Raw genomic sequence first — 26,794 nt, forward strand, 5'->3', positions numbered from 1 at the left:
ACGCTACCAGGCACGAGAGGTCTGGGGTACTCCGAACGACGGGAAATCCAACCAGATGGGAATTTTCTTGCGAGGTTTCCTCGCCGACCGCGGGCGCTCCCCGGCGGGTCCCGGCGCTCCGGACATAATGGGCCGCGTGGAGCAACTGGTCGAGGAATACGGACCCAGCTGGGACCCGGGCCCGTACGAACGGGGCACCGACGGGCCGCGCGTGATCCTGGTCGGCGCGGACACCTCGCCGACCGGTCTGCGGGCGACGGCCTACGGCGGCGGTCTCGCCCGGCGGCAGCGCGCGCGGCTGGTCGTGGTGTACGTGGCCGCGCCGACGGTGTGGACCGGCCTCGCCGCGGCCGCGGTCGTCGACGTGCAGCAGCAGACGTTCGAGGAAGAGATCGAGCAGCTGCGCGCGGAACTGCGCGACCGGGCGGCCGACCTGCAGGTGCCGGTCACGTTCGTGGTCCGCCGCGGCGAGACGTTCCCGGAGCTGCGCCAGGCCGCGCAGGAGGTGAACGCGGACATGGTCGTGGTCGGCGCGTCCGAGCAGGGCGGGCACCGGCTCGTCGGCTCGGTCGGCAACCGCCTGGTGCGCGCCGCGACCTGGCCGGTCGTCGTGGTGCCGTAGGGCCTCGTGAGCGGCAACGCCGGTTCTAACCGGCATAAACACGCACGAGGGTTCGAGGACGTCGTCGCTCGGCTGCGCGCCGCCGGCTGCGTGTTCGCCGAGGACGAGGCCCGGCTTCTGCTGGGCCAGCCGGGCGACTTGGCCGGGATGGTCGAGCGCCGGGTCGCCGGGGAACCGCTGGAGCACATCCTCGGCTGGGCGGAGTTCGCGGGCCGCCGGTTCGTCGTCGCGCCGGGCGTTTTCGTGCCCCGGCACCGCACCGAATTGCTTGTCCGGCTGGCCGTCGGGTTCGCGCATGACCAGTCCGTGGTGCTCGATCTGTGTTGCGGTTCCGGTGCACTGGGCGCAACGGTCGCGGCCGAGGCGCCGGGAATCGAGCTGCACGCGGCGGACGTCGAGCCCGCCGCGGTCGAGTGCGCGCGGCAGAACGTGCCTGGTGAGGTCTACCAAGGAGATCTCTACGCACCTCTTCCGCCGCGGTTGCGCGGCCGGGTGGATGTGCTGATCGCGAACGTCCCGTACGTCCCGACCGACGACGTCGCGCTCATGCCGCCCGAGGCACGCGACCACGAACCCCGCGTCGCGCTCGACGGCGGAGCAGACGGTCTCGACGTGCTCCGTCGCGTGGTCGCTGAGGCACCGGCGTGGCTCGCGCCTGGCGGACACGTGCTTTTCGAGGCCAGCGAACGGCAAGCCGCTGCCGCGACGGCCGAACTGCGCCGCGCCGGACTGGCCGCGTCGGTGGAAGAAGATGACGAACTCGGCGCGACAGTCGTGGTAGGACGGCGCGAACACTGAGCGGCGAACCGGATTCGCCCGCATTCCGTACTGCGTGCGTCCGGTGGGGACGTCTAGGGTCGACGCATGAAGGTCGGCCTGCTCACCCGGGAGTATCCGCCGGACGTGTACGGGGGAGCGGGGGTGCACGTCGAGTTCCTCGCGCGGGAACTGCGGTCGCTGGTCGACCTGGACGTGCACTGCTGGGGCCCCGACCGCCCGGACGGCGCGCACGGGCACCGCGACGCGCACGGGTACGCCCAGCCCGCGTTCGCCACGATGGACATCGCGGTTTCGATGGCGGACGCGCTCGCCGGCCACGATCTCGCGCACAGTCATACCTGGTACGCGAACCTCGGCGGCCATCTCGCGAAGCTCGCGCACGGCATCCCGCACGTCATCACCGCGCATTCGCTCGAACCGCTGCGGCCGTGGAAGGCCGAGCAGCTCGGCGGCGGCTACCGCGTGTCGTCGTGGATCGAGCGCGACGCGTACGAGGCGGCGGACGCGATCATCGCGGTCAGCTCCGGCATGCGGCGCGACGTGCTCGCCGCGTACCCGAACGTCGACCCGGCGCGGGTGCACGTGGTGCGCAACGGCATCGACACCGAGCTGTACCAACCCGATCCGGGCACCGATGTCCTGGAGAAGCACGGCATCGATCCGAACCGGCCGTACGCGTTGTTCGTCGGACGGATCACGCGGCAGAAAGGCGTGCCGCATCTCGTGCGCGCCGGGGCTCAGCTGGACGAAGACGTGCAGCTCATCCTGTGCGCGGGCGGCGCGGACACGCCGGAACTGGACGCGGAGTTCCGCGGGCTGGTCGCGGAATTGCAGGAAAACCGGTCCGGCGTGCACTGGATCCCGGAAATGCTGCCGCGCCGCGAAGTCGTCCAGTTGCTGACCCACGCGCTGGTGTTCGTCTGCCCGTCGGTGTACGAGCCGCTCGGCATCGTGAACCTGGAGGCGATGGCCTGCGGCACCGCGGTCGTGGCCAGCGACGTCGGCGGCATCCCGGAGGTGGTCGCGGACGGCGAGACCGGCGTGCTGGTGCACTACGACGAGAACGAGCCCGGCGCTTTCGAGGCCGGGCTCGCGCGCGGGATCAACGGCCTGGCCGCCGACCGGGACCGGGCCACCCGGCTGGGCCTGGCCGGACGGGACCGCGCGGTGGGAGAGTTCGGCTGGGCAGCGATCGCCGCCGCGACGGTCGGGGTTTACGAGGCGTGCGGGAGGGTTTCGTGATCGACGGATCCGATGTGCTGGGAATCGTTCTCGCCGGCGGCGAGGGCAAACGGCTGATGCCGCTGACCACCGACCGGGCGAAACCCGCGGTCCCGTTCGGCGGCGTGCACCGGCTGATCGACTTCGTGCTCTCCAACCTGGTGCACGGCGGGATCCGGCGGATTTGCGTGCTGACGCAGTACAAATCGCATTCGCTGGACCGGCACATCTCGACGACGTGGCGGCTGTCGTCGCTGACCGGCGAGTACGTCACGCCGGTGCCCGCGCAGCAGCGGCTGGGCCCGCGCTGGTTCCAGGGCAGCGCGGACGCGATCCACCAGAGCCTGAACCTCGTGCACGACGAATCTCCCGCGTACATCGCGGTGTTCGGCGCGGACAACATCTACCGGATGGACCCGCGCCAGATGATCGACGCGCACATCGCGTCCGGCGCGGGCGTGACGGTCGCCGGGATCCGGGTGCCGCGCGCGGAGGCCCGTTCGTTCGGCGTGATCAGCACCGAGGACGGCACGAAGATCGACGCGTTCCTGGAGAAACCCGAGGATCCGCCGGGCCTGCCGGATTCGCCCGACGAATCGTACGTGTCGATGGGCAACTACGTCTTCACGACGCAGGTGATGCTCGACGCGCTGCACGCGGACGCGAAGAACCCGGCGTCCAAACACGACATGGGCCGCGACATCATCCCGGCGCTGGTGGAGAAATCCGAGGCGGCGGTCTACGACTTCAACGGCAACGTGGTACCCGGGGAAACTGACCGGGACCACGGCTACTGGCGCGACGTCGGAACGATCGACAGCTATTACGACGCGCACACGGATTTGATTTCTACGCAGCCGATTTTCAACCTGTACAACCGGAAATGGCCCATTCTGGCCCACCCCGGCCAGCGCGCGGCGGCGAAGTTCGTGGAAGGCGGCACGGCGACCCAGTCGATCGTCAGCAACGGCTGCATCATCTCCGGCGCGCAGGTGGTGGATTCGGTGCTGTCGCCGGACGTTTTCATCGAGAACGGCGCGGTCGTGCAGGGTTCAGTGCTGCTGGACGGCGCCCGGGTCGGCCGCGGCGCGGTGGTGCGGCGCGCGATCCTGGACAAGAACGTCGTCGTTCCGCCAGGAGCGCACATCGGGGTGGACCTGGCCCGGGATCGCGGCCACTACCACGTCAGCGACTTCGGGATCGTCGTGCTGGGCAAGGGAGAAACGGCGATCTAGCGGACGGCCGCGACCGCACGTGCGAGGATGTCGGCCGGGGTGGGCTGCTCGCTCATCTCCGCCCGGACCTCCGCGGCCGCCCGCCGGTACGCCTCGTCCTCCAGCAACTGCGAGACCAGCTTCCGGACCGTGGGAACGTCCACAGTGGCCGGATCGTGGCTCAGCCCGACGCCCCGGTCGACCACCCGCTCGGCCGACATCGGATTGTCCGCGAAACTGGGCAGAACCAATTGCGGCACCCCGTAATACAACGGCGCGGCAGTAGTTCCGGACCCGCCGTGATGCACGATCGCGGCGCACCCCGGCAAGAACACCGACAACGGCAAATACCCCACTGACCGCACGTTCCCGGGAAGCTCGCCCAGTTCGCTCAGATCAGCGGTGCCCGCCGCGAGAATGACCTCGACGTCCATTCCGCCGAGCGCGTCCAGCACGACCTTCAGGCTGCTGACCCCGCTCATCGCCGGGACCACAGTGCCGAGCGTGACCGCCACCCGGGGCCGTTCCGGCTTCCGCAGCACCCACTCCGGCAGTACCGCCCCGCCGTTGTAGGGCACGAACCGCATCGGCCACCACGGCGCGCCGTCGCGTTCGTCCACGTGCTCCTCTTCCGCGCGCAGCCCGCCCATGCTCGGCGCCCGGGGGTCGATCCGGGCGATGACATTCGGCGGCTCGTCGCCGAGGCCGAGCTTCGTGCGCATCAACGCGACGAGTTCGCCGTCGAGGAAGTCGGCGTGCTCGGTGCGCCACGAGAGGTCCCGGGCCGACCAGGAGATCCGGTTGCCGACCTCGAGCGCGGGCACGCCGAGCGCGACGGCGGCGAGCGCGCCGGTCCCGTGGTCGGACGGGTAGACGACGAGGTCCGCGCCGAACGCCCGGCCCGCCTCGATGGTGCCCTCGGTCATCGCGGCGGTGAAAAGCCCGAACGGGCCCTGGTGCCGGCGCGCGATGCGGTACTCCTCGGGTTCGTCCGGGTCCGGGGCGGCGTCGCCCTTGACGGTGGCCAGCAGGTCGGTCCAGATGTCGCGGCCGGGGAAGACGTCGGCGACCGGCAGCCCGGCGCGCGCGGACACCTCGGCGACCTCGGCGGTGGTGGCCAGCAGCACGTCGTGCCCGGCAGCGCGGGCAGCCCAGACGACCGGGATCAGCGGAAGGGTGAGCCCGTACCCGGGCGCGGACGCGAACAGGATCTTCACGCTTTCGAGCCTGCCAGAACCGTGACGCTCCCCGCATCCTGGTTTCTCTTTCCGCACAGCGGTAACGCGCGGGCCCGTCGCGGCGACACATCCGCAGATCATCTCTCCCGGAAAGGCCCGGTCCCCATGCGAAGAGCCCGTATCGCGGCACTGCTGACCCTGGTCGGCTTCGGCATCGCGATGTCCCCCGCCGTCGCCGCCGACGCTGGTCAGACCAGCACCTGGTGCACCAAGAAGGAGCAGGTCGCGATCCTCGGCACGTCGGCCGACACCGGTTACGGCACCACGGGCTACCAGTCCGCCACGGACACCTACGCGCCGACCACCTACGGCTGGACCACGAAAATCGCCAACGACCTCCACGCCCAGTGGAACACCACCACGAAGAACTACGCGCACAACGGCGCGATGGCCACCGACTACCTTCCCGGCGGCCGCTGGCCCGACACGACCGGCGCGCTCGCCGACATCACGCAGCGCCAGCCCGACCTGGTCCTCGTCGACCTCGGCGGCAACGAGCTGATCTCGCAGACCGACCCGGCGGTGTTCAAGGCGAACCTCGGCAAGGTCATCGACAACATCCGCGCCGCGCGGCCCGGGGTGGACATCCTGCTGTCGATCTACGCCGAGCTGAAGTGGACGCCCAACCCGTGGGGCGGGCAGACGCAGAAGTACTTCTGGTCGCAGTACGGCTCGGCGATCTACGAGACGGCGGTCGCCAAGGGGACGGCGCTCGTCGATCTGCGGCAGTACATCCCGCCCGCGGGCTCGGCCAATCTGCCGAACCCGAGCCCGTGGCTGGCGGACAACGTGCACCTGAACGACGCGGGGAACCTCGCCGAGTACGGGATGTGGTGGGGCTGGACGTCGAGCCTGGGGAGCATTTGCTGAGCTGAGCACGTTCCGTTGGCTGAGGCGGCCGGGCTGACCCGCGAGGAGCGGTTCAGCCCGGCCGCTGTGCTTATGGTCGGTGCCGCTGCGGCGGGAGCTGCGCGGTCGTCGAGCGCGGCTGATGCCGGGTGTCTCCCGCTGCCCGGGGCATCCCCGTGCCGGTTCGCGGTGGCGGAACGGGCACCGGGGTCGCCCATCGCCGCTGATCACGGCGGTTCCGCAGGTCAATGTGGGTGGCGTAACCTCGGCGTAATCACAATCCCGGTAGCGTCGCCGACGTGGTGACTGCACAGCGGAGGGCGGAACGGGCCCGGCAGGTGGCCGACGGACTGCGGCAGCGGATCGTCGCGGGCGAGGTCGGCGAGCTGCTGCCGGGCGAGCGGGCGCTGGGCGAGTGGTTCGGCGCGTCGCGGAACGTCGTGCGGGAAGCGCTCGGCTTGCTGCGGGACGAGGGGCTCGTCGAACGCCGGCAGGGGGTCGGGACGCTGGTCGTGCGCCCGAAATACGGGCACGGGCTCGACCGGCTGTCCGGGCTGGCGGAGGCGCTCGAAGGACACGGCGAGGTCGTCAACGAGGTGCGCACCGCCGAGACGGTCGCCGCGCCGCCGTCGGTGGCCGAACGCCTCGGGCTGGCGGCGGGGGAAGAGGTCGTGCACCTGGAGCGGGTCCGGCGGCTCGGCGGGGCGCCGTTGTCGCTCGACTCGACCTATCTGGTGGCGGACCTGGGGATTCCGTTGCTGGGGAAGGATTTGGCGCACCGGGACCTGTTCGCGCTGCTGGAGGAGACGAACGGCATCCGGCTGGGGCGGGCGGAGGTCGAGGTGCACGCGGTGTCCGCCGGGCCGGACACGGCTGCGCTGCTGGGCATCGCGCCGGGAACGGCGGTTTTCGCGCTGGACCGGTTGACCCGCCTGCCGGACGGCCGTCCGGTGGACGCGGAATGGCTGCACATCCGCGCGGACCGGCTGACACTGCGCGCGACTTTGCATCGCGGGGCGGGGTGACGTCCGCAGAGATCTTGCCGCCGTGGCCGTGGGGCGGGCACCGAGGTCGGCTTGAGGGTGGCTGGGCGGAGATCGCGGTTCGTGGCTAAGTCCGGGCCGGGCACACCGAGGTGAGGAGTGATTCGATTGGCAGACCGCGGTTTCCGGCGGTCGATTGTGCGCGGGCCGGTTGGTTGTGCGGGTGATGGCGCCGTGGGGTGCGGAGGAGAGGCCTGTTTCGGGCGGCGGATTGCGCGCGAGCCGGTTCGTCGTGCGGGTGGTCGGGCAGTGGGGCGCGGACGAGGGACTGGTTTCGGGCACCGGGTTGTGCGTGGGGCGGTTGGTCTTTCCGGCGGTCGCGCGGTGAGGCGTCGACGAGGGACTGGTTTCGGTAGGTGGACCGTGCGCAGGCGAGTTCGTCGTGCGGGCAATCCCGCAGCGGAGCACGCGCGAGCAACCGGCTTCCGGCGGTGTCTGACGTGATCCTCGCGCTCATCGTCACCGGATTGCTCGCCGGGATCGGCATCACCGCCGTCGGGCCCGGCGGAGTGCTCGCGACCGTCGGGCTGTTCGTCTTCACCTCCCTCACCCCGGCGCAGGTGGCCGGGACGGCGATCGTCACGCACGTGGCCACCGGGATCCTCGGCAGTGCCGCGTTCGTCCATTCCGGACAGTTGCGGGAACCGGAAACCCGGCGGACAGCGGGAGTTCTCGCCGCCGCGGCGACAGTCGGGACGCCGCTCGGAGTGCTGCTGAACTCCTGGGTGTCCGCTAAGGCGTTCGGGATCGTGCTCGGCGGGTTCGCGCTCGTCGTGGCGGTGTTCGTCGGGCTGAAGGGGCGGGAGCGGGCGGTCGGGCTGCCGGTCGCGGGGGCGATCGGGGCCGGGGTCGCGGTGGTGGCCGGGCTGGTCGGCGTCGGCGGGCCGATGCTGGCGGTGCCGTTGCTGGTGGTCGCCGGGATGCCGGTGCTCGGCGCGCTCGCGGCGGCGCAGGTGCAGTCGGTCGTGATCGCCAGCGTCGGCACGCTGGGGTATGTCCTGCACGGAGCAGTCGACTGGCGGCTGGCGGCGATCGTCGGGATTCCGGAGCTGGCGGGCGTGCTGATCGGCTGGCGGATCGCGCACGCATTGCCGACCAAGACGCTGAAAGCCGCGCTCGTCGCGGTGCTGGTCGGGATCGCGCCGTATCTCGCGTTGCACGGCTGAAGCCGGGTGGCGGGCACCCGGCTTCAGCCAGTGCATTACCGGTCGAAGGGCAGCTGCATGACCGCTCCGGAGACCGGCTTTCCGGCGCGAAGGCTGTCCAGTTCTACAGTGGACAGTGCACGGCGATAGAGGCGTGCGTCGTCCAGGGAACCGGACAGGTGCTGGGCGCCGTCCAGGCGTTCGCCCAGCCACAGCTGGAACGAGACGGTCTGGGTGACCGAGCCGGGGGAATCCGGACCGGATGCGGCCAACGCGCCGTCGACCAGGATGCGGAGCTGGCCACCCGAACGCTGAAGCGTCACGTGGTGCCATTGCTGATCGTCGTACGCCGACTGCGTGGTGACCGACTTGCTTCCGGCCGCGGTGGTCATCATCGCGATCAGACGATGCGACGCGGGTTCGGCGCGGAGCCACAGCTGCGGCGCGGTGGAGCCCATGCCGCCCAGCCACAGGAGAGCCTGCGGGTCTTTGGACGCGCCGTAGTTGACCCAGGTGGTGAAGGTGAAGTCGCCTGCGCCCACCAGTTGCGTCGGCGAGTACGGAACGCGTACGAAGCTGTTGTTCAGTTGCACGGCCTTGCCGAACTTGCCGGGAACCAAACTGGCGTCGCCGAGGATGCGGGCAGGTTGTCTGCTTGCGACATCCGGAGTGGACACTCCCGGCGAGCGTTTCCAACCGAGGTAGTTCTCGTCGAAGCGGGCGAAGCGGATTTCGTCGCGCGCGTCCACCGCACCGCCCTCGTACATCAGGCCGATCTTCGCGTTCTTGTCTTGCGGACCGCTCAGCTGCACCAGATCGGAGTAGCCCGACCAGTCCGTGGTGATCCGCGTGCCCTGGTCGGCGTTTTCCCACGTGCGACCGTCGTCATAGGACGAACGGATGGTCATCCAGCGCCGCCGGTCGGTGTCCGCGGGGGAGGCGAACAGGATCCGCTTGCCGCCCGGACGGTCCAGGCGCAGCAGGGAACCCTGCACCATCGGCGTCACGAGGTCGGGAATCGTGGTGAAACGCTGGGAGAAAGTCTCGCCGCCGTCCCGGCTCAACGCGTAGTCGCGGTTGCCGATGTCGGTGCCGCTTTGTTCGCGGCCTCCGGCGTAGATCGTGCCGTCCGGCAGTTCCACGACGCTGACTTCGGACGGTTTTTGCGTGAAGGTGCCGCCCACCGGGTGCAGATAGTGGTCGACCGCGCCGACGTGCCACGAGGAACCGCCGTCGTCGCTGTAGATCAGACCGGCGTAGTTCTCGACGGAATGGGTGCCGTCGCTGCGTTCCGCGTTCACGCCGAAGACGAGCCGACCCGCGTGCCGGCCGTGCTGCAACTGGATGCCGTGCACCGGGCCCGAGGCGTACCAGGAGTCCCACTCCGGAAGCTTCGCCTGTGCGCTGATGTCGACCGGCGTGGACCAGGTGCGGCCGTCGTCAGTGCTGTACTGCGAGTGCGGCGTGCGCGGGCACGGCACGTCACAGCCCTTGTCGTCGGTGCGGCCCTTGTTGTACGTGGTGATGAGGACAATCCGGCCGGTCTTAGTGTCCACAATGGGCACGGGGTTGCCGTGGGTGTCCCCGCCGCCGCGGTTGACCACCTGCAGCGGCGACCAGGTGGTGCCACCGTCGGTCGACCGCTTCAGCACCAGGTCGATATCACCGGTGTCGCCGCAGTTGTTCTTGCGGCCCTCGGCGAAGGCCAGCAGCGTGCCCTGCGTGCTGCGGACGATCGCCGGGATGCGGAAACACGCGTAGCCGGTTTCCTGGTGGGGGTTGAAAAGCGCTTGCTGATCGAATTGCGGCGCGGCCTGCGCTGAAACGGGCGCGAGGAAAGCCAGCAGCACGAACGCCAGCACCACGCGAAGGGCGGTTCTCATCTGGTCTCCGTTCCGAACTGTCCGGAGAGGACGGCCACGCCGTGTGCCGCCAATTCCACTTCGGACGATGGCTGAGCGGGATCGGTGAGCAAATCTGTACCGGGCGAAGGCAAGGAAACAGTGACGGCTTCAGCGTTGTGGTTGAGCAGGAACAGATAGTCTTCGGAACCATGCCGCACGATTGCCTGGACGCCGTCCGGCAAGCCGGGCAGCACCGGCGAAACTCCGGCGTCGGCGGTGATCCGGTCGAACAGCGTGCGCATGACGTCCGCGTCCGGCCGCGTGCCGAGGTACCACGCGACGCCTGAGCCGAGCTCGTGCCGCGTGATGGCGGGCCGCCCGGCCAGCGGGCCTTCGGCGAAGGTGGCGACGACGTCCGCGCCCTCGGCTTCGATCCATTCGGACCAGATCTTCGCACCCACGGTGGCGCCGTCGAGGTCGAGCGTCGTGGCACCGCTCTCGGGCAGTGGCCAGAACTCGTCGACGCGCAGGCCGAGAAGGTCGCGCAGGGGAGCGGGATAGCCGCCGGGGTACACCCGGTCGTTCTCGTCGGCGATACCGGAGAAGAACGACACCACCAGGTGCCCGCCACCCTCCACATAGGACCTTAGATTGGCCGCGACCGCACTGTCCATCAAGTACAGATTGGGCACCACGACGAGCCGATATCCGGACAGCTCGCGCGACGGGTGCACGACGTCGCACGTGACGTTCGCGTCGAACAGCGGCGCGTAGTGCGCGAGGTGCGCGTCGAGCTGGCTGAGGTCGTCCGACGGATGCGAGTTCAGCTCCAGCGCCCACCAGCTGTTCCAGTCGTGCAGGAGCGCGACGTCGGCCTTCACCCGGCTGTCCGCCAGTTGCGGCAGCGACGCCAGTTCCTGCCCCAGGTCGCGCACCTCGCGGAAGATCCGGGTGTCCGGACCGCCGTGCGGCACCATCGCGGAGTGGAATTTCTCGGCCCCGCCCGGCGTTTGCCGCCACTGGAAGAACAGCACCGCGTCCGCGCCTCGCGCGACGGCCTGCCAGCTGCCCAGCCGCATCGTCCCCGGCGGCTTCGGGCTGTTGCGGGTGCGCCAGTTGACCGCGCTCGGCGCCTGTTCCAGCAGCAGCCAGGGCTGACCGTCCTTAAGGGACCGGACGAGGTCGTAGGCGAAGGCCGCTTCCAGGTGCCCGCGCGGATCGTACGGGTCGGGATAGGAATCGAGGCTCACGATGTCCTCGTGCGGCACCCATTTGTTCCAGTCCAGCGACTTCTGCACCAGGCCGACGAAGTTCGTGGTCACCGGGATGTCCGGCGTGATCCGGGCCAGCACCTCGCGCTCGGTGAGGTAGCAGCCCAGCGAAGCGTCGGACGAGAACCGGTGGTAGTCGAGCTGGTGTGCCGGGTTCGGGAAGGTCGGCGCGACGCGCGGCGGCTGGATCTCGGCGAACTCGGAGTACCGCTGCGACCAGAAGGTCGTGCTCCAGGCTTCGTTCAACGCCTCGATGGTGCCGTAGCGTTCGGCGAGCCAGCGCCGGAAGTCCACTGCGGACTCGTCGCAGTAACAGGCGCGGATGTGGCAGCCGAATTCATTGCCGATATGCCACATTTCCAGTGCCGGGTGCTCGGCGTACCGAGTCGCGACCTGTTCCACCAGCCGAGCGGCGTGCTCGCGGAACACCGGGCTGGACGGGCAGAACTGCTGCCGCGCACCGGCGGACAGCCGGGTGCCGTCCGCGCGCACGGGCAGGATTTCCGGATATCGGTGGGAAAGCCACGGCGGCGGCGAGGCCGTCATGGTGCCGAGACAGGCCCGGATGCCGCCGGAAGCGAGGTTGTCCATTACCGTGTCGAACCAGCCGAAATCGAATTCCCCGGGACGTGGTTCGACCTGCGCCCAGGAGAAAATCCCGACAGTCACCATCGAGACCGAAGCCTCGGCCATCAGTTTCAGGTCTTCCGCCCACACGTCGGGCGACCAATGCTCGGGGTTGTAGTCCCCGCCGTAGTACAGCCGATCCATCAGAGGAGACCCGCTTCCGCCAGCTTTCCCTTGATCTGCAGCAGTTCGTCGTCGTTGAGAGGAAGCTGCGGCGGCGCCATCACCGCGTTGTCGATGAATCCGCGCATCTTCATCGACGCCTTGAACGCGCCGAGCGCGGCCGACCCGCGGCCCATCCGGTTCGGCGGCGCCACGTCGGTGATGCTGAACAACGTCAGCAGCCGTTCCTGTTCGCGTCGCGCGGCCTGCGGATTGCCGCCGCGGAAGTGGTCGTAGATCAGCACATAGCCGACCGGGTCGACGTTTCCGAGCCCCGGCACCGCGCCGTCCGCGCCCTGCGCGAGTGCGGCGTCCACCAGCAGTTCGGACCCGGTGAACACGGCGAATCGCTCCAGCCCGCGTTCGCGCCGCTGCTGCAGCACCATCCGGAACCCGGCTTCGTCGCCGCTGGAATCCTTGAGCCCGGCCAGAACCCCGTCCGCGGCCAGGTTCAGCACCATGTCGCGGTCGAGCTTCGTGTGCACGGCGATCGGGATGTCGTAGGCGAAAATCGGCAGCGACGTCCGCTCGTGCAGCAACCGGAAATGCCGGTCGATCTCCGCGACGTGCGTGCGCGTGTAGTACGGCGCGGTCACCACGATGGCGTCCGCGCCGGCCGCTTCGGCAGTCTTCACGTGCTCCGCGACGCGCAGGGTCGTCATGTCGATACAGCCGGCGAGCACCGGGACTCGGCCGGCGACCTGGTCGACCGCGGTTTCGACGGTGATCCGGCGCTGGTCGTCGGGCAGGAAGGCGACCTCGCTGGACGAGCCGAGCACGAAAATCCCGTGCACGCCGGCGTCGAGCTGGAAGTCGATGTGCCGCCGCAGCGACGCGGTGTCGACGGTGAAGTCGTCGTGGAACGGCGTGCACAGCGGCGGGATGATGCCGGCGAACGTGGGCGCAGTCATGAGGCAGTCACTCCGATTTCTGGGTGGATGCAGCGGTAGGTGTGCTCGTCCGGCCCGGACTGCGGCGGCAAGGCCAGGGAGCATTCGTCGGTGGCTTTCGGGCAGCGGGTGTGGAACGGGCAGCCGGGCGGCGGCGCGGTCGCCGACGGGACGGGTCCGCTGAGGACAATCGGTTCCACCGGGTGCAGAAGGCTCGGCGTCGCCGAGAACAGCGCGCGCGTGTACGGATGGTGCGCGTGGTGCGGCAGTTCGCTCGCCGGGGCTTGTTCGACGATCCGGCCGAGGTACATCGTCACGATGCGGTCGCTCATCCGGCGCACGGTCTGGATGTCGTGCGACACGAACACCATCGCCAGTTCGAGCTGTTCCCGCAGTTCCAGCAACAGGTTCAGGATCTGCGCGCGCACCGAAACGTCCAAAGCGGACGTCGGCTCGTCGGCCACCAGCAGGGCCGGCCGCAGGGCGAGCGCCCGGGCGATCGCCACGCGCTGCCGCTGTCCGCCGGACAGCTGGGACGGCAGCGCGTCGGCCACGCTGGTGGGCAGCCCGACGAGGTGCATCAGCTCCCGGACCCGTTCGGCCCGCTCGGCCGCGGCGCCGATCTGGTGCACGTCGAGCGGGTCGCGCAGGATCTTCGAAACGGGCAGCCGCCGGTTCAGCGCGGTCGACGGGTCCTGGAAGATCATGCCGACCGTGCGGCCCAGTTCGGCCGGACGCAACGCGGAGAGGGGCTGACCCGCGTAGCGCACCGTGCCGGAGGTGGGCTTCTGCAGCCCCACCAGCACTTTGGCCAAAGTGGACTTCCCACAGCCGGATTCTCCGACCACGCCGACGGTTTCGCCCTTCGCGATCGCCAGGGTGGCGTCGGTGAGCGCGTACACCTTGTCGTGTCCGAAAAGACTCGAGCCGCGGATCTTGTGCACCACGTGCACGCCGTCGACTTCGACGAGGCTCATGCCTGTGCTCCTTCCACCATCACCGCGACCGGGCTCTCGGCGGGGTAGTGGCAAGCCACGAGATGTCCTTCACCTGAGGGTTCAGGCGCGACCTCGAAGCAGTGCCCGCGCGCGGCGGGGCACCGGCTCGCGAACCGGCAGCCGGGAGGGAAGTCCGCCGGTGCGGGTACGACGCCCTTGATCTGGGTGAGCGTCGCTTCGTTCTCCTCCAGCGACAGCACCGCGCTGAGCAGACCACGGGTGTAGTGGTGCCGCGGCGCACCGACGACCGCAGCGGTCGCGCCAGTCTCGGCGACCTGGCCGCCGTACATCACGACCACCCGGTCGGCGAGGTCGGATACCAGCGCGAGGTCGTGAGATACCAGCACCAGCGCGAACCCCAGCTCCTCCTGCAGCCGCAGCAAAAGCGCCATGATCTGCGCTTGCACGGTCACGTCGAGCGCCGTCGTCGGCTCGTCGGCCACGATCAGCTTCGGGCTGCGGGACAGCGCCATCGCGATCAGCACGCGCTGCCGTTGCCCGCCGGACAGTTCGTGCGGATACGCCCGCAGCGTCCGGCCCGGATCGAGGTTGACCAGTTCCAGCAGCTCTTCCGGCGTGCGGGTGCCGCCGCGCCGGGTGAACTGCTTGAGCTGCGCGCGGATCGTCATCGCCGGGTTCAGCGAGCTGAGCGCGTCCTGGTAGATCATCGCCAGGTCGTGCCCGAGATGCCGGCGGCGGACGCCCGGCTTCATGGTGAGCAGGTCCTCGCCCGCGAACCGGATCTCGCCGCTGAGCCGCGCGGCGTCCGGCTGCAGTCCCATGATCGACAGCGCGGTCAGCGATTTCCCGCAGCCCGATTCGCCGATCAACCCCAGCACCTCGCCGGAACGGACCGAAAAGGACACTCCGTCCACCACGGGCACGCCGTTGTGCCGATCCGGGAACGAGATCGCGAGATTCTCCACCCCCAGCACGGTTTCCCGGCCGGAGAGATCCCGCGCCTTCGCCGCCAGCCGCTGTCCGGCTTCGCGCAGACCGCGCAGCGGCAGCACCGGAGCAGTGGCCTCCGGAGCCAACTCGATCTGCTGTGCCGCTTCGGCCGCCTTCGCGGTGCGGGCCGACGGCGCGGCCCAGGCGTCGGAGATGCCCTCGGAGAGGATGTTCAACGCCAGCACGGTGAGCAGGATCAGCAGACCGGGGAACAGCGTCGCCCACCAGCCGCCGGTCAGCACGAGGTCCTTGCCGTCCGCGAGTACTGATCCCCAGGACGGATCGGGCGGCTGGATCCCCGCGCCGATGAACGACAGCGACGCCTCGAACACGATCGCGTCCGCCACGGTCACCGTGCAGTACACGAGGATCGGCGCGGCGCAGTTGACCGCGACGTGCCGGGCGAGGATGAACAGCCGTTTCGCGCCGATCACGCGTTCGGCCGCGACGTAGTCCTCGCCGTACTGCGCGAGCACGTTCGCCCGCACCACCCGCGCCACCGGAGCCATGTTGAGGAAGCCGATGGCGAGGATCAGCACGAGGATGCCGCGGCCGAACACCGCCACCAGCACCGCGGCCAGCGCGATGCCGGGGAAGGCCATCAGGACGTCGAGGACCCGCATGACCAGTCCGTCGACCCGGCGGCCGGACGTCGCCGCGAAGGCTCCGACGACGACTCCGGCGACCAGCGCGAGCAGCGTCGCGCCGAGGCCGATCGCGAGCGACCAGCGCGTGCCCGCGACGAGCCGGGAGAAGATGTCGCGGCCGGACTGGTCGGTGCCGAACCAGTGCACCGCGCTGGGCCCGCCGGTGTCGGTGCTGAGCAGGTCCGGATTGTGCGTGGCGACGACGGTGCCGAGGATCGCGACGAGCCCGAGCACGATCAGCACGGCCAGCGCGATCCACGAGGACAGGGGAAGCCGCCGGAACCGGACGCCGGGCCGCGAGAGCCGGGCGGTCAGGTTCGGGCGGAGGACCGGGCGCATCACGAGCGCCTCCGCTGTCGGGGGTCGGCGACGGAGAAGAGCACGTCGGCGAGAAGGTTCGGGCGCGTCACGAGCGGCTCCGCAGACGGGGGTTGGCGACGAGGTAGAGCACGTCGACGATCAGGTTCACGAGCACGAATCCGGCCGCGATGGTGATCACGAAGCCCTGCACTTTGGCGGTGTCGCCGTCCTGCACGGCCTGGATCATGTTCTGGCCCATGCCGGGCAGCGCGAACATCGTCTCGATCACCACCGCGCCGCCGAGCAGGTAGCCGACCCGCAGGCCGAGCACGGTCAGCGGGTTGACCAGGGCGTTGCGCAGCACGTTCCGGCCGACCACCACGACCGGCGGCAGCCCGCCGCCGCGCGCGGTCCGCACGTAGTCCTTGTCGAGTTCCTCGACCATCGACGTCCGGATCACCCGTGTCAGCTGCGCGGCGACCGGCGCGGCCAGCGCGATCGCGGGCAGCGTCAGCGAGTTGAGCCAGCCGGAGAACGAGTCCGCCGGGCTGACGTAGCCGCTGGTGGGGAACAGGCCCTTGCCGACCGCCAGCCACTGGACCAGCAGCAGCGCGATCCAGAACGCCGGCGCGGCGACGCCGGCGAGCGTCACGAACCGGATCAGGTGGTCGGGCCAGCGGCCGCGGAACAGCGCCGAGGTCACGCCGAGCACGACCGAGACGACGAGCGCGAGCGCCAGGCCGAGCAGGGTCAGCTGCACGGTGAGCGGGAGCGCGGTGGCGATGGTCTGGCCCACCGGCTCCTTGGTGATCACGCTCGTGCCGAAGTCGCCCTGCAGCAGATGCCACACGAAGTGCACGTACTGCAGCGGCAACGGGTCGAGCAGGCCGTTCTGCTCCCGGAACTGCTGGAGCTGGTCGGCGGTGGCGTTGGCGCCGTTGAACGCGGCCATCGCCGGGTCGACCGGCGAGAACCGCATCACGATGAACACGAACAGGATCACGCCGAGCAGCAGCGGGATCAGGGCGAGGATGCGGCCGGCCAGCATCCGCACGACGACTGTCACTTCCGGGCCTCCCGTCAGACCGGTTTGGCCTGGTTGAGGTAGATGCCCGGGTAGCCTTGGGCACGCACTCCGCTGATCGCCTTCGGGTCCCAGGCGGTGCCCATCTGCGTGAAGACGATCGGGTAGATCACCGCTTGCTCGGAAATCTGGTCGAGCAATTGCTTGTACAGCCCGCCGCGCTTGGTCTCGTCGGTCTCCGCGGCGGCCTTGTCCTGCAACGCCAGCAACGCGTCGGTGTCGGAGCCGCTCCAGCGCGCGTACCGCGTCATGAGCACCGATTTCGCGTCGTAGTAATAGCGGATGAGCAGATCGGGGTCGTTGCCGAACTGCAACGGGTTGTTGGTGGTGGCCACGACCTGGAAGTCGTCGCCGTTGTCCAGTTTGGAGAACAGCGCCTTGGTGTCCTGCGAGTCCAAAGTGGTCTGCACGCCGATCGCGTCCCAGCCCTCCTTGATCACCTTGACGCAGTCGAGGACCAGTGAGGTGTTCGTCGTGGACAGGGAGATCTTCAAACCGCTGACGCCCGCTTCGGCGAGCAGCTGCTTCGCCTTTTCCGGGTTGTAGGTGAAGTCCTGCGCCGCGGGCTGTGAACCGGGAAGCTTCGGGTTGATGAACGACGTGCCCGCGGTTCCGGTGCCGCGCAAGCCGATCTCGATCATCTTCTTCTTGTCGATCGCGTAATGCAGCGCCTGGCGGACCCGTTTGTCGGCGAACGGGGAGTGCTTGGTGTTGAAGAGGAGGAACAGGTTGTTGCCGCCGTCGGCGAATTCGACCGTACGGCCCGCCTTGCGCAGCTGTTCGGCGTTGGCGGGCGGGATGTTCTCCGCGATCTGCGCGTCCGGCTTGGCCCCGGAGATCGCCGCGACCCGCGGTGCGGAGTCCACAATGGACTTCCAGAGCATCTTGTCGTACGCGGCCGGGCGCGGGCCGTTGTAGTCGGCGAACTTCTCGAACGACGTGTGCGAGAGCGGGGCCTGTTCGGTGATCTTGTACGGCCCGGAACCGACGACCTTGCCCGCCGCGGCGGCCTTCCAGTTGTTCTCGAACACGTGCTTGGGCACGATCTTGCAGATCTGGATCCGCTGCAGCGCGTACGGGAACGCGAACTTCAGCTTGAACTCCACCGTCTTCGCGTCGACCTTGGTCACGGACTCCAGCCACTGCGAGAAGAAGCTGTGGATGAGGACGTTTTCCTTCGGATCGAGCACCCGGGCGTAGGTGAACACGACGTCGTCGGCGGTCACCGGCTGTCCGTCGTGCCACTTCGCGCCGTCGCGCAGCTCGAAGCGCATCGTGGTGCTCTTGAGGTCTGCCGGCAGTGCCTTGGCCAGGCCGGGGAACGGTTCCCGGGTGACCGGATCGCCCTCGACGAGCGATTCGTAGCTGTGCAGGATGGCCGCCATCGCGAACGCCGACGCGGTCTGCAGCGGGTCCCAGGTCTGGTTGTTGCCGTACCCGATCACCGCGGTGACGGAACCGGACGAGGCGCCGGTCTTGTTGGTGGACGCGGGACCCCCGCACGCGGCGAGCGTCGACGAAACCGCTGCGGCAGCCCCGGCGAGGCCGGCGTAGCGCAGCAGTGCGCGCCGGTTGAACGAAGTCCCCATGGCGGTTCGGGACATGGCGTCTCCTGACTTGATGCGGTGTTCCACCCAGAAAGCATCGAGAAGTAGGACGTGGGACGTCCTATGACTTGCCGGAACCCTAAGTCCCGTTCCCGCCCCGGTCAAGAGGCTTGTTCCGGCCCGCTTCCCACCCGCGCGGGTGCAGCGGGGAAAGCCGATCATGACGTAGGATGTCCTCCGATGGCGACGTGCCAGTGCAAGAAAGACATCCGGGAGACACGTGTGGCGCGCCCGCAACGCAGTGAAGAGATCACCAAGCAGATCATCGACCTGATCGTCGACCGGCAGCTGCCGACCGGCGCGCCGATGCCGACCGAACTGAGTCTCGCCGAGGATCTCGGCGTGAGCCGGAATTCGATCCGGGAGGCGGTCAAGGCGCTGCAGGCGCTCGGCATCGTCGAGGTCCGGCACGGGTACGGCACGTTCGTCGGCTCGGCCGGGTCGGAGGCGCTGCAGACGTGGCTGCTCTTCCGCACGCGCAGCCGCGGCAGCACCGACGCCGGGCGGCTGCGCGACCTGCTCGAGGTCCGCGAGATGATCGAAACGGAGCTGACCAGCCGGGTCGCGCGCGACCACCGGCCGGAGCTGATCGGGGAACTGCAGGCGTGCGTGGCGCGGATGCGCCGCAAGGGGCCGGACGCGGCGGTGGCCGACCGCGAGTTCCACGACCTCATCTGCGCCGAGGCGGGATTCGACCTGGCGCGCGAGCTGACTGGGCTGTTCTGGGACGTCTACCGGGCCGCGGAAGGCGAAATGGGCGGGCCGGTTTCGTCCGCGACGGCCACCGCGAAACGGCATCAGGCGATCGTGGACGCGCTCGTCAGCGGCGACGCGGAGGCGGCCGCGCACGCGGTGCACCGGCATTTCGACGAGGTGCGCAAGCGCGCGAAAGCGGATCGGTACGGCGGCTTCGGCGAGGCGCGGCCCGCGGTTTCCGGTTCGGCCGCCAGTTGAGGGTGGTTAGTCTGGACCGGTGACGACTCCGGAGATCGCCTTCCTGCCGCCGTCCGCTGCCGAGGACACCGCGCTGGTGGCCCTGTTGACCGATCTGGTGAACACCGTCTACGCGAAGGCCGAGGCGGGATTGTGGGCCGGTTCGGCCGATCGGACCAATGCCGGGGAGATGGCCGGGCTGGTTCGCGCGGGCGAGATCGCGGTGGCGCGGATCGACGGAACCGTGGTGGGGTCGGTCCGGATTCAGCGGCTGGCCGAGGATCTGGGGGAATTCGGTCTGCTCGCTGCTTCGCCGGAGGTGCGCGGCGCGGGGATCGGGCGTGCGCTGGTCGAGTTCGCGGAGAGTTGTTGCCGCGCTCAGGGATGTACGCGGATGCAGCTTGAGCTGCTGGTGCCGCGGGAGTGGACGCATCCGTCCAAGGAGTTCCTCGCGCAGTGGTACGGCCGGCTGGGGTACCAGGTGGTGGAGACGTCGACGATCGACGGACCGCATCCGGAGCTGGCTCCGCTGCTGGCCACTCCGTGCGATTTTCTCATCTGGCACAAGGATCTCGGCTGATCTTGGCCGCGGAGTTCCGTCCGGTTTTGTCCTGGTGTCAATTCTGACCAGGTGGTAGAAATTGGCGAAAGCCCTCTACCGCTGGGAGTTGGCATGGGTGGACCTTCGGTGCAGCTGTACTCGGTGCGCGACGCGTTCGCGGCTGATCCGGACGAGACGTTGCGGCGGCTGGCGGCGATCGGGTTCGAGCGGGTCGAGCCGTACGGGGTGGTGGAGAACGTCGAGGCGCTTCGGGCGGGGCTGGCGGCGCACGGGTTGAGTGCGCCTACCGCGCACGCAGCGTTGGTCGGGAAGGATCAGGAGGCGGTGTTCGCCGCGGCTCGGGAGCTGGGGATCGACGTGGTGATCGAGCCGTTGGTTCCCGCTTCGCAATGGGGGAATGCGGCGGAGATCGCTGCGACGGCGGAAGCGCTCAACGCGGCGGCTGAGGTTGCCGCGGGGTTTGGGGTGCGGGTGGGTTATCACAATCATTGGTGGGAGCTGGAATCGCGGATTTCCGGGCGTAGTGCGTTGGAGGTTTTCGCGGATCGGCTCTCTTCGGAGGTGGTGCTGGAGGTGGATGCTTATTGGGCTACGGCGGGCGGGGAGGATGCGCCCGCGTTGCTGCGGCGGTTGGGGCAGCGGGTGTGCGCCGTTCATGTGAAGGACGGGTCGTTGGCTGTCGACGCCACTGGGCAGGTGCCTGCTGGTCAAGGGCGGGTGCCGATGGGGGAAGTGCTCGCGGCGGCGCCGGGGGCGTTGCGGGTGGTGGAGTTTGATCAGCACGAGGATGTTTTCGGGGGGATTGCGGAGAGTTTCGCTTATCTCGCTGGGGGCGGCGAGTGAGTGTCGGGGTCGGAGTTGTTGGGGCTGGGTTTATCAGTGCTGCGTATTTGGAGAATCTGACCTCGTTTCCGGATCTTCGGGTGGTGGGGGTTGCTGATCTCGATGTGGAGCGGGCTCGGGCGGGGGCGGATCGATATGGGGTTGCCTGGGCTGGTTCGGTAGCGGAGTTGCTGGCGTTGCCGGAGGTCGAGATTGTCGTGAACTTGACTGTGCCTTCGGTGCATGTCGAGGTCAGTCTCGCGGCGGTGGAGGCCGGGAAGCACGTGTGGACGGAGAAGCCGATCGGGGTGGATCGGTCGACCGTGCGGAAGCTTCTTGATCGGGCGCGGGAGATGGGGGTGCGGGTGGCGGGGGCGCCGGACACTCTGCTTGGTGCTGGGCATCAGACTGCGTTTCGGGCGCTTGCGGATGGGCGGATCGGGGTCCCTTTTACCGCGTTGGCCCTGTTTCAGACGCCGGGGCCGGAGGGGTGGCATCCCGCGCCGGAGTTTTTGTTTCAGGCCGGTGGCGGGCCGTTGCTCGATATCGGGCCTTATTACTTGACGCAGTTGGTTCAGGTTTTCGGGTCGGTGCGGAAGGTTACCGGGGTTGGCGGGCGGGGGCGGGAGACTCGGGTGATCGGGGCTGGGCCTCGGGCTGGGACTGAGTTTCCGGTTGCGGTGCCTACTACGGTTGGTGCGTTGATTGAGTTTGCGCGCGGGGGGAGTGCGCAGGTTTTGTTTTCGTTTGATTCCGCGGTGCGGCGGACTGGGGTGGTGGAGGTTACCGGTTCACGGGGTACCGCGGTTTTGCCGGATCCTAATGGGTTTGGCGGGGCTACGGTCGTGCATCTCGGCGGGGAGGCGGAGTCGGAGGAGTTGGCCGCGGTGGGGCATTCGGCTTCTCGGGGGACCGGGGTGCTTGATCTTGCCCGGTCGGTTCGGGCTGGGGTGGCGGAGAGGGCTTCGGGGGAGACGGCTTATCACGTTCTGGACGTGATGGTGGCTGTTGAGGAGTCTATGGAGTTGGGGGTCGGGGTTGAGGTGGGCAGTCGGGTGGGGGTGGCGGAGTTGTTGCCTGAGGGGTGGGATCCGTTTTCGCGGACGTTGTGAGTCGGGCGGCTCGTCGCCCTGGCGGGCGACATTGCGCCCGGGTGGTTGCGTGGGGCACCCCGAAGTTTGATTGTGCTGACGGTCTGGGGGTGCTTGTCAAGGCGGGAAAGATGCCTTGACAAGCACCCCCAGACCGCAGGGAGGCTTCGTATCGGGGTTGGGGGAGGGGTGGGTGCCACGCTGTTTGGGTGCATCGGTGGCGGTTTGGCGGGTGGCTAGGGAGCGCGGTGGGTGGGCTGTTGGGGCGTTGTTTCCGGAATTCGCCTATTTCGGGAACAGGGGGACGGTCAGGAGAGTTTGCAGAGAGAGGCGGAGGGAACCGACTGGATCTACTTGCGTGGGGGTGGTGAGCCACTGGACCTGGAGGCCGTCCATCAGTGCGATGAAGGTGAGTGCCGCCAAGTCCGGGTCGACGCCGGGGCGCAGCTCGCCTGTTTCGGCGAGCGCGTGGAACGACTGGGCGATGGTCTCGCGGGCCTCGCGGTAATGGCGGGCGAAGTAGGCGTGGGCGGGGTGGTCTTCCGAGATCGCCTCGGCGGCGAGGCGCGAGTACACCTCGACGATGCCCCGGTGGCGGACGTTGTGTTCGGCCAGCGCGATGAAGCGGCGCAGGACCTCGAGCCCGGGCGGGGCGGCGGTCAGCTGTTCGCGGGCGGCGTCCTCGGCGTCGCGGCGTTCCAGGACCGCGGCGAGCAGCGCTTCCTTCGTCGGGAAGTGGTACAGCAAGCCGGCGTGGGTGATGCCTGCTCGTTTGGCTATTTCCCGCAGCGACGACGCGTGGTAGCCAGCCTCGCCGTACACGACGGCGGCCGCCGAAACGATGTCGTCCCGGCGGATTCTGCCCTTCAGGTAGCCCTCGCTCACGGGGCGGCGCCCAGGTCGGCTTCCACCCGCCCATCATGCCCCAGCGCCCACCGCGTCCGTGTTCCCGACCGGACCCGACCCCCGAAGAGGAGCCGAGCCCGATGACCGAGCTTTCCCCGCCCCCGGTGCTGCCCCGCGCGGCCCGCGTCGCCACCTGGATCGTGTTCGCCCTGTGCGGGTTCGCGGTCGGCATGTGGGTGGTGCACATTCCGGTGATCGAGCGCGCGACCGGCGTCTCGCACACCGCGCTCGGGGCGCTGCTGCTCGTGCTCGGCGGATCGGCGCTGATCGGCATGCAGGTCACCGGGCCGCTCGCGGACCGGTTCGGCCATCCGCGGGTCGTGTCCGTCGCGGGGGTGCTCGTCGGGGTCGCGGTCGTGCTGCCGGGGCTCGCGGCGAACTGGTGGACGCTCGGGCTGGCGCTCGCGGCGTTCGGGTTCTTCAACGGGTCGCTCGACGTCGCGATGAACGCGCACGCCGTGGTCGTCGAACGCGCGTATCCGCGGCCGATCATGGCGGCCTTCCACGCGATGTGGTCGATCGGCGGTGCGATCGCGGCGGTCGTCGGCGCGGCAGTGCTCGGGGCGGGCGTGCCGACGCTCGTGTCGCTCGGCGGCACCGGCGTCCTGTGCATCGTGGTGTCGCTGGTGGTCCGCCGGTATCTGCTTGATTCGTCCGGGGAAACCGCGGAGGAAGCCACTGAGGAAGCCAAACCGGCCCGCACCCCGATGCGCGTGGTGTGGCTGCTGGGTCTGCTGGCCTTCGCGCTGATGCTGTCCGAGGGCGTCGCGAACGACTGGGCCGCGCTGTATCTGCGAGACGGGCTGGGGACGTCCGAAAGCACCGCCGCACTGGCCTACGGTTCGTTCGCGGTGGCGATGACGGTCGGCCGGTTCGCGACCGACCGGGTCGCCGCGCTGGCCGGTCCGGTCGCCGTGGTGCGTTACGGGAGCGGGCTGGCCGCGTTGGGGCTGGCGATCGCGTCGCTCGCGCCGTGGGTGCCGTTGTCGTTGGGCGGCTGGGCGTTGTTCGGGCTCGGGCTTTCCGGGGGCGTCCCGCAGTTGTTCACCGCGGCGGGCAACCTCGACAAACGCGCGTCCGGGGCGTTGATGGCGCGGGTGGTCGGCGTCGGGTACGTCGGGCTGCTGGCCGGTCCGGCGATCATCGGCGGGCTGGCGCACTGGGTGCCGCTGAACGTCGCGTTCCTGCTGCCCCTGGCGTTGTGCGTGGTGGCGGTAGTGTTCGCGCCCGCGATGAAGCCGCGCGGCTGAATCAGCCTCCGCACGCCCGGGGCGCCAGCTTCTGGCCCCCGCCGGACAGGGTGATCGTCCCGGACGTCCCGCCGCCGCCCGCCGCGAGGATCGTGCAGACGAGCTGCGCGACCGCGTTGGGCGACAACTCCCGGACGTTCACCCCGATCGCCGCTTCGCCCACTCCGATGGCGATCGGCTCGAACGACGGCGGAAGCTCCGTCGTGTAACCGCTGGCCCGTTCGTCCTCGTGCGGCCCCTGCTCCAGCGCCCGGACCCGGTCCGCGGGCACGTCGTCGACACCGGTGCGCACGACCGGCACGACTTTTCCTTCCAGCACGAAATACACCGTCGCCGTAGGCCCGAGGTTCCCGTTCGGCGGCCCGCTGGGCGCGTTCTCCCCGGGGATCACGCCGCTGGGCCGCACCCCGCAACCGCTCGCCAGCACCAAGACCGCGACCAGCGTCAGCAACTGCTTCATCGCCGCACCTCCCGAGGCAGCCACAACGTGAACACCGCACCGCCTTCGGGCCGGTTCCCGGCGACCAGCTCCCCGCGGTGCAAACGCGCGTTCTCCCAGGCGATCGCGAGCCCGAGCCCGCTCCCTTCCGACCGGCTGCGCGCGGTGTCCGCCTTGTAGAACCGGGAAAACACGTGCGGAAGCACCTCCTCGTCCAGGCCGGGACCGGAGTCTTCGACGGCGAGCGTGATCCCCGCCTGGTCGCCCCGCAGCCGCACCGTCACCGGTTCCGCGCCGTGCCGCAACGCGTTCCCCACGAGATTGGCCACGATCACGTCCAGCCGACGCGGATCGATCCGCGCGCGGATCCCGTCCGGCAGATCGGTCTCGACCTCGAAGCCGCGCACCCGCAGCGTCGCCCGGACCGCCTCGGCCACGTCGACGTCGTCCACTTCGAGGGACGCGGTGCCGGAGTCGAACCGGGTGACCTCGATCAGGTCGTTCACCAGCCGCGTGAGGTTGTGCGTTTCCTGGCTGACCAGGCGCACCGCCTCGCCCGCCGGGTCCGGCAGCCGTTTCGCTTCGGCGTCGAGCATGTCGGTGACCGCGGTCATCGCGGCCAGCGGCGTACGCAGTTCGTGCGACACGTCGGCGACGAACCGCCGCGCGTCGGCTTCCATCCGGCGCAGCTCGCCGACGTGCCGTTGCAGCGATTCGGCGGTCGCGTTGAACGTCTCCGCGACGCTCGCCAGTTCGTCGCTGCCGCGGACGGCGATCCGGGCGTCGAGATCGCCCGCCCCGAGCCTTCGAGCGGCGCGCTGCAGTTCGCCGACCGGCCGCAACACGCTGCCCGCGGCCAGCACGGCGAGGATCAGGGCCACCACCAGCGCGGCCCCGCCGGCGAGCCACGCGTCCCGGGCGAGCCGGTTCACCGCGTCGATTTCCGCGTCGAGATTGCGCAGTTCGTAGACCTCGATGCCGGACGGGATCGTCGGGTTCAGCCGGTCGCCGGTCGCGATCAGCAGCGGGGAGCCCAGCAGCAGCTGCGTCACCCCGCCGACGTCCACCCGCTGCCACGCGACCCGGCCGGACCGCACGACCGCCCGCAGCTCCGGCGTGATCACCGAGGCGGGCATGTCGCCGGCGCTGCGGCCGCCGCTCGTCACCAGCGCGGAGATCTTCCGGCCGTCGAGCCGGTCGGCGGCCGACTGCAGCGCGCTCGTCTTCACCGGCTGCCGGGGGAGCGGGTACAGCTGCTTGAGCTGGGTGGTCATCTCGACGGCGGCGTTGTCCTGGGTGCGCTGCAGGATCCCGTTTCGGGCCTGCACGTAGCCGATCCCGGCGACGGCGAGCGCGGTGAACACGCTCAGCAGCGCGAACGCCACCAGCAGCCGGGTGCGCAGCCCGCGCAGCCGCCAGCCGGTCACAGCGGCCCGAAGCGATAGCCGAACCCGCGCAGGGTCTGGACGTACACCGGTTTCGCGGGATCGTCCTCGATCTTCGCGCGCAACCGCTGCACGCACGCGTCGACGAGCCGCGAATCGCCGAGATAGCCCTGGTCCCACACGGATTCGAGCAGCTGCTGGCGGCTGAGCACGCGGCCGGGCGCCGACGACAGCTCCAGCAGCAGCCGCAGTTCGGTCGGCGCGAGCCCGATCACCGTGCCGTGCTTGCTGACCACGAGACCGTCGCGGTCGATCGTGAGGTCGCCGTGCCGTTCCGGACCCGGCTTCGCGTCCGGGCCGCGCGGTTCGCCGCCCGTCCGGCGCAGCACCGCGCGGATGCGCGCCTCCAGCACGCGGGCCTGCGCGGGTTTCACGACGTAGTCGTCGGCTCCGGCTTCGAGCCCGGCCACCACGTCGATGTCGTCGTTGCGCGCGGTGAGCATGATGATCGGCAGGTCGCCGGCCGCGCGGATGCGGCGGCACACCTCGAAACCGTCCATCCCGGGCAGCATGAGGTCGAGGACCACGACGTCGGCCGGGTCTTCGGCGAGCCGGGCGAGGCCTTCCTCGCCGGTCTCCACCGCGTCGACCGTGTGGCCCTGATAGGTCAGGGCCAGCCGCAGGCCGTCGCGCACGGCCCGGTCGTCTTCGATCAGCAGCACCCTCGGCATGTCTCCCACTATCGCAGCCCGCCCGTCCGGCCGCCCGGACAGTCCACAGCGGACAGCCGGGTTCCAGCCTGCCCGGCGCGGATCCCCGCCCGGTGCGTGCCGTGTCATCGTTCGGTAACAGCGCCGCCGCGGGGAACCGTTACAGAGCTGTCAAACTCCGTGCGCAGTGCGCGCACACTGGG

General features: G+C 69.5%; 24 protein-coding genes. 12 read left to right on the forward strand and 12 right to left on the reverse strand.

Annotated elements, in window-relative coordinates; all coding sequences use genetic code 11:
• The first annotated feature begins 127 nt into the window (after positions 1-127).
• The 4 genes from CU254_RS13400 (at position 128) to glgC (ending at position 3,858) form a co-directional block, all read left to right on the forward strand.
• Positions 128-622 carry a universal stress protein gene (locus CU254_RS13400; protein WP_037713536.1) on the forward strand — a complete coding sequence of 165 codons (495 nt, stop codon included), beginning with the start codon at positions 128-130 and terminating at the stop codon, positions 620-622.
• Between the two features lie 6 nt (positions 623-628).
• Complete coding sequence (locus CU254_RS13405; protein WP_009076479.1) at positions 629-1,420, forward strand: putative protein N(5)-glutamine methyltransferase; 792 nt, start codon at positions 629-631, stop codon at positions 1,418-1,420.
• Between the two features lie 66 nt (positions 1,421-1,486).
• Complete coding sequence (gene glgA / locus CU254_RS13410) at positions 1,487-2,644, forward strand: glycogen synthase (RefSeq protein WP_009076481.1); 1,158 nt, start codon at positions 1,487-1,489, stop codon at positions 2,642-2,644.
• A complete protein-coding gene (glgC, locus tag CU254_RS13415) occupies positions 2,641-3,858 on the forward strand; it encodes a glucose-1-phosphate adenylyltransferase (RefSeq protein WP_009076484.1) in 1,218 nt (405 codons plus the stop codon). Before glgA ends, glgC begins: the two co-directional genes overlap by 4 nt.
• Here the strand turns inward: glgC and CU254_RS13420 are convergent.
• A complete protein-coding gene (locus tag CU254_RS13420) occupies positions 3,855-5,054 on the reverse strand; it encodes a nucleotide disphospho-sugar-binding domain-containing protein (RefSeq protein ID WP_009076487.1) in 1,200 nt (399 codons plus the stop codon). The genes glgC and CU254_RS13420 overlap by 4 nt on opposite strands.
• A 126-nt stretch (positions 5,055-5,180) precedes the next feature.
• Here CU254_RS13420 and CU254_RS13425 point away from each other — a divergent pair, with 126 nt between their 5' ends.
• The 3 genes from CU254_RS13425 to CU254_RS13435 all read left to right on the forward strand — a co-directional run bounded on the left by CU254_RS13425 (position 5,181) and on the right by CU254_RS13435 (position 8,133).
• The gene (locus CU254_RS13425; protein WP_009076489.1) at positions 5,181-5,945 is read left to right on the forward strand and encodes an SGNH/GDSL hydrolase family protein; all 765 of its coding nucleotides are present in this window, start codon (positions 5,181-5,183) and stop codon (positions 5,943-5,945) included.
• Between the two features lie 278 nt (positions 5,946-6,223).
• The gene (locus CU254_RS13430) at positions 6,224-6,949 is read left to right on the forward strand and encodes a GntR family transcriptional regulator (RefSeq protein WP_009076491.1); all 726 of its coding nucleotides are present in this window, start codon (positions 6,224-6,226) and stop codon (positions 6,947-6,949) included.
• A 449-nt stretch (positions 6,950-7,398) separates the two neighbouring features.
• Positions 7,399-8,133, forward strand: a complete 735-nt coding sequence (locus CU254_RS13435) for a sulfite exporter TauE/SafE family protein (RefSeq protein WP_009076496.1) — start codon at positions 7,399-7,401, stop codon at positions 8,131-8,133.
• A 35-nt stretch (positions 8,134-8,168) separates the two neighbouring features.
• On the opposite strand, the gene CU254_RS13440 is transcribed toward CU254_RS13435, so the two are convergent.
• The 7 genes from CU254_RS13440 to CU254_RS13470 all read right to left on the reverse strand — a co-directional run bounded on the left by CU254_RS13440 (position 8,169) and on the right by CU254_RS13470 (position 18,490).
• Positions 8,169-9,995 (reverse strand): sialidase family protein, encoded by a 1,827-nt coding sequence (locus tag CU254_RS13440; protein ID WP_009076498.1) that lies wholly within the window; start codon positions 9,993-9,995, stop codon positions 8,169-8,171.
• On the reverse strand, positions 9,992-11,998 hold the full coding sequence (locus tag CU254_RS13445) for a beta-galactosidase (RefSeq protein ID WP_037713540.1): 2,007 nt from the start codon (positions 11,996-11,998) through the stop codon (positions 9,992-9,994). The genes CU254_RS13440 and CU254_RS13445 overlap by 4 nt, the downstream gene beginning before the upstream one ends.
• Entirely contained in the window at positions 11,998-12,927 is a 930-nt protein-coding gene (locus tag CU254_RS13450; protein ID WP_009076502.1) for a dihydrodipicolinate synthase family protein, read from the reverse strand. Before CU254_RS13450 ends, CU254_RS13445 begins: the two co-directional genes overlap by 1 nt.
• Positions 12,924-13,883, reverse strand: a complete 960-nt coding sequence (locus CU254_RS13455; RefSeq protein ID WP_009076503.1) for an ABC transporter ATP-binding protein — start codon at positions 13,881-13,883, stop codon at positions 12,924-12,926. The genes CU254_RS13450 and CU254_RS13455 overlap by 4 nt, the downstream gene beginning before the upstream one ends.
• Entirely contained in the window at positions 13,880-15,841 is a 1,962-nt protein-coding gene (locus tag CU254_RS13460; RefSeq protein WP_009076506.1) for a dipeptide/oligopeptide/nickel ABC transporter permease/ATP-binding protein, read from the reverse strand. Before CU254_RS13460 ends, CU254_RS13455 begins: the two co-directional genes overlap by 4 nt.
• A gap of 67 nt (positions 15,842-15,908) precedes the next feature.
• Complete coding sequence (locus CU254_RS13465; RefSeq protein WP_037713542.1) at positions 15,909-16,868, reverse strand: ABC transporter permease; 960 nt, start codon at positions 16,866-16,868, stop codon at positions 15,909-15,911.
• A gap of 14 nt (positions 16,869-16,882) precedes the next feature.
• Positions 16,883-18,490, reverse strand: a complete 1,608-nt coding sequence (locus CU254_RS13470; protein ID WP_009076511.1) for an ABC transporter substrate-binding protein — start codon at positions 18,488-18,490, stop codon at positions 16,883-16,885.
• A gap of 225 nt (positions 18,491-18,715) precedes the next feature.
• Between CU254_RS13470 and CU254_RS13475 the strand changes: the two genes are divergently transcribed.
• The 4 genes from CU254_RS13475 (at position 18,716) to CU254_RS44805 (ending at position 21,922) form a co-directional block, all read left to right on the forward strand.
• Entirely contained in the window at positions 18,716-19,447 is a 732-nt protein-coding gene (locus tag CU254_RS13475; protein WP_037713544.1) for a FadR/GntR family transcriptional regulator, read from the forward strand.
• 19 nt (positions 19,448-19,466) lie between these two features.
• On the forward strand, positions 19,467-20,006 hold the full coding sequence (locus CU254_RS13480) for a GNAT family N-acetyltransferase (RefSeq protein ID WP_009076517.1): 540 nt from the start codon (positions 19,467-19,469) through the stop codon (positions 20,004-20,006).
• A gap of 123 nt (positions 20,007-20,129) precedes the next feature.
• Entirely contained in the window at positions 20,130-20,831 is a 702-nt protein-coding gene (locus CU254_RS13485) for a sugar phosphate isomerase/epimerase (RefSeq protein ID WP_234392824.1), read from the forward strand.
• Positions 20,828-21,922: a Gfo/Idh/MocA family protein gene (locus tag CU254_RS44805; protein ID WP_100266776.1), complete on the forward strand. Its 1,095-nt coding sequence runs from the start codon at positions 20,828-20,830 to the stop codon at positions 21,920-21,922. Before CU254_RS13485 ends, CU254_RS44805 begins: the two co-directional genes overlap by 4 nt.
• Positions 21,923-22,186: 264 nt before the next feature.
• Here CU254_RS44805 and CU254_RS13495 read toward each other — a convergent pair whose 3' ends face one another.
• The gene (locus tag CU254_RS13495; RefSeq protein ID WP_100266777.1) at positions 22,187-22,786 is read right to left on the reverse strand and encodes a TetR/AcrR family transcriptional regulator; all 600 of its coding nucleotides are present in this window, start codon (positions 22,784-22,786) and stop codon (positions 22,187-22,189) included.
• A 101-nt stretch (positions 22,787-22,887) separates the two neighbouring features.
• Here CU254_RS13495 and CU254_RS13500 point away from each other — a divergent pair, with 101 nt between their 5' ends.
• A complete protein-coding gene (locus CU254_RS13500) occupies positions 22,888-24,057 on the forward strand; it encodes an MFS transporter (protein ID WP_009076524.1) in 1,170 nt (389 codons plus the stop codon).
• 1 nt (position 24,058) lies between these two features.
• Here the strand turns inward: CU254_RS13500 and CU254_RS13505 are convergent, their stop codons facing one another.
• From CU254_RS13505 to CU254_RS13515, 3 genes are read right to left on the reverse strand one after another with little or no spacing between them, the layout of a single operon-like run.
• A complete protein-coding gene (locus tag CU254_RS13505) occupies positions 24,059-24,517 on the reverse strand; it encodes a hypothetical protein (protein ID WP_100266778.1) in 459 nt (152 codons plus the stop codon).
• Positions 24,514-25,923, reverse strand: a complete 1,410-nt coding sequence (locus tag CU254_RS13510; protein WP_009076527.1) for a sensor histidine kinase — start codon at positions 25,921-25,923, stop codon at positions 24,514-24,516. Before CU254_RS13510 ends, CU254_RS13505 begins: the two co-directional genes overlap by 4 nt.
• Complete coding sequence (locus CU254_RS13515; protein WP_050788167.1) at positions 25,920-26,612, reverse strand: response regulator transcription factor; 693 nt, start codon at positions 26,610-26,612, stop codon at positions 25,920-25,922. The genes CU254_RS13510 and CU254_RS13515 overlap by 4 nt, the downstream gene beginning before the upstream one ends.
• Positions 26,613-26,794 lie beyond the last annotated feature (182 nt).

This window comes from Amycolatopsis sp. AA4 (genome assembly GCF_002796545.1).
Taxonomy (GTDB): domain Bacteria; phylum Actinomycetota; class Actinomycetes; order Mycobacteriales; family Pseudonocardiaceae; genus Amycolatopsis.

Excerpts from the sequence above, each read along its gene's own strand:
- CU254_RS13455 (WP_009076503.1), bottom strand. The coding sequence starts at position 13,883 with ATGAGCCTCGTCGAAGTCGACGGCGTGCACGTGGTGCACAAGATCCGC.
- CU254_RS13500 (WP_009076524.1), top strand. The coding sequence starts at position 22,888 with ATGACCGAGCTTTCCCCGCCCCCGGTGCTGCCCCGCGCGGCCCGCGTC.
- CU254_RS13460 (WP_009076506.1), bottom strand. The coding sequence starts at position 15,841 with ATGCGCCCGGTCCTCCGCCCGAACCTGACCGCCCGGCTCTCGCGGCCC.
- CU254_RS13505 (WP_100266778.1), bottom strand. The coding sequence starts at position 24,517 with ATGAAGCAGTTGCTGACGCTGGTCGCGGTCTTGGTGCTGGCGAGCGGT.
- CU254_RS13425 (WP_009076489.1), top strand. The coding sequence starts at position 5,181 with ATGCGAAGAGCCCGTATCGCGGCACTGCTGACCCTGGTCGGCTTCGGC.
- CU254_RS13470 (WP_009076511.1), bottom strand. The coding sequence starts at position 18,490 with ATGTCCCGAACCGCCATGGGGACTTCGTTCAACCGGCGCGCACTGCTG.
- CU254_RS13440 (WP_009076498.1), bottom strand. The coding sequence starts at position 9,995 with ATGAGAACCGCCCTTCGCGTGGTGCTGGCGTTCGTGCTGCTGGCTTTC.
- CU254_RS13450 (WP_009076502.1), bottom strand. The coding sequence starts at position 12,927 with ATGACTGCGCCCACGTTCGCCGGCATCATCCCGCCGCTGTGCACGCCG.
- CU254_RS13445 (WP_037713540.1), bottom strand. The coding sequence starts at position 11,998 with ATGGATCGGCTGTACTACGGCGGGGACTACAACCCCGAGCATTGGTCG.
- glgA (WP_009076481.1), top strand. The coding sequence starts at position 1,487 with ATGAAGGTCGGCCTGCTCACCCGGGAGTATCCGCCGGACGTGTACGGG.
- CU254_RS13400 (WP_037713536.1), top strand. The coding sequence starts at position 128 with ATGGGCCGCGTGGAGCAACTGGTCGAGGAATACGGACCCAGCTGGGAC.
- CU254_RS13515 (WP_050788167.1), bottom strand. The coding sequence starts at position 26,612 with ATGCCGAGGGTGCTGCTGATCGAAGACGACCGGGCCGTGCGCGACGGC.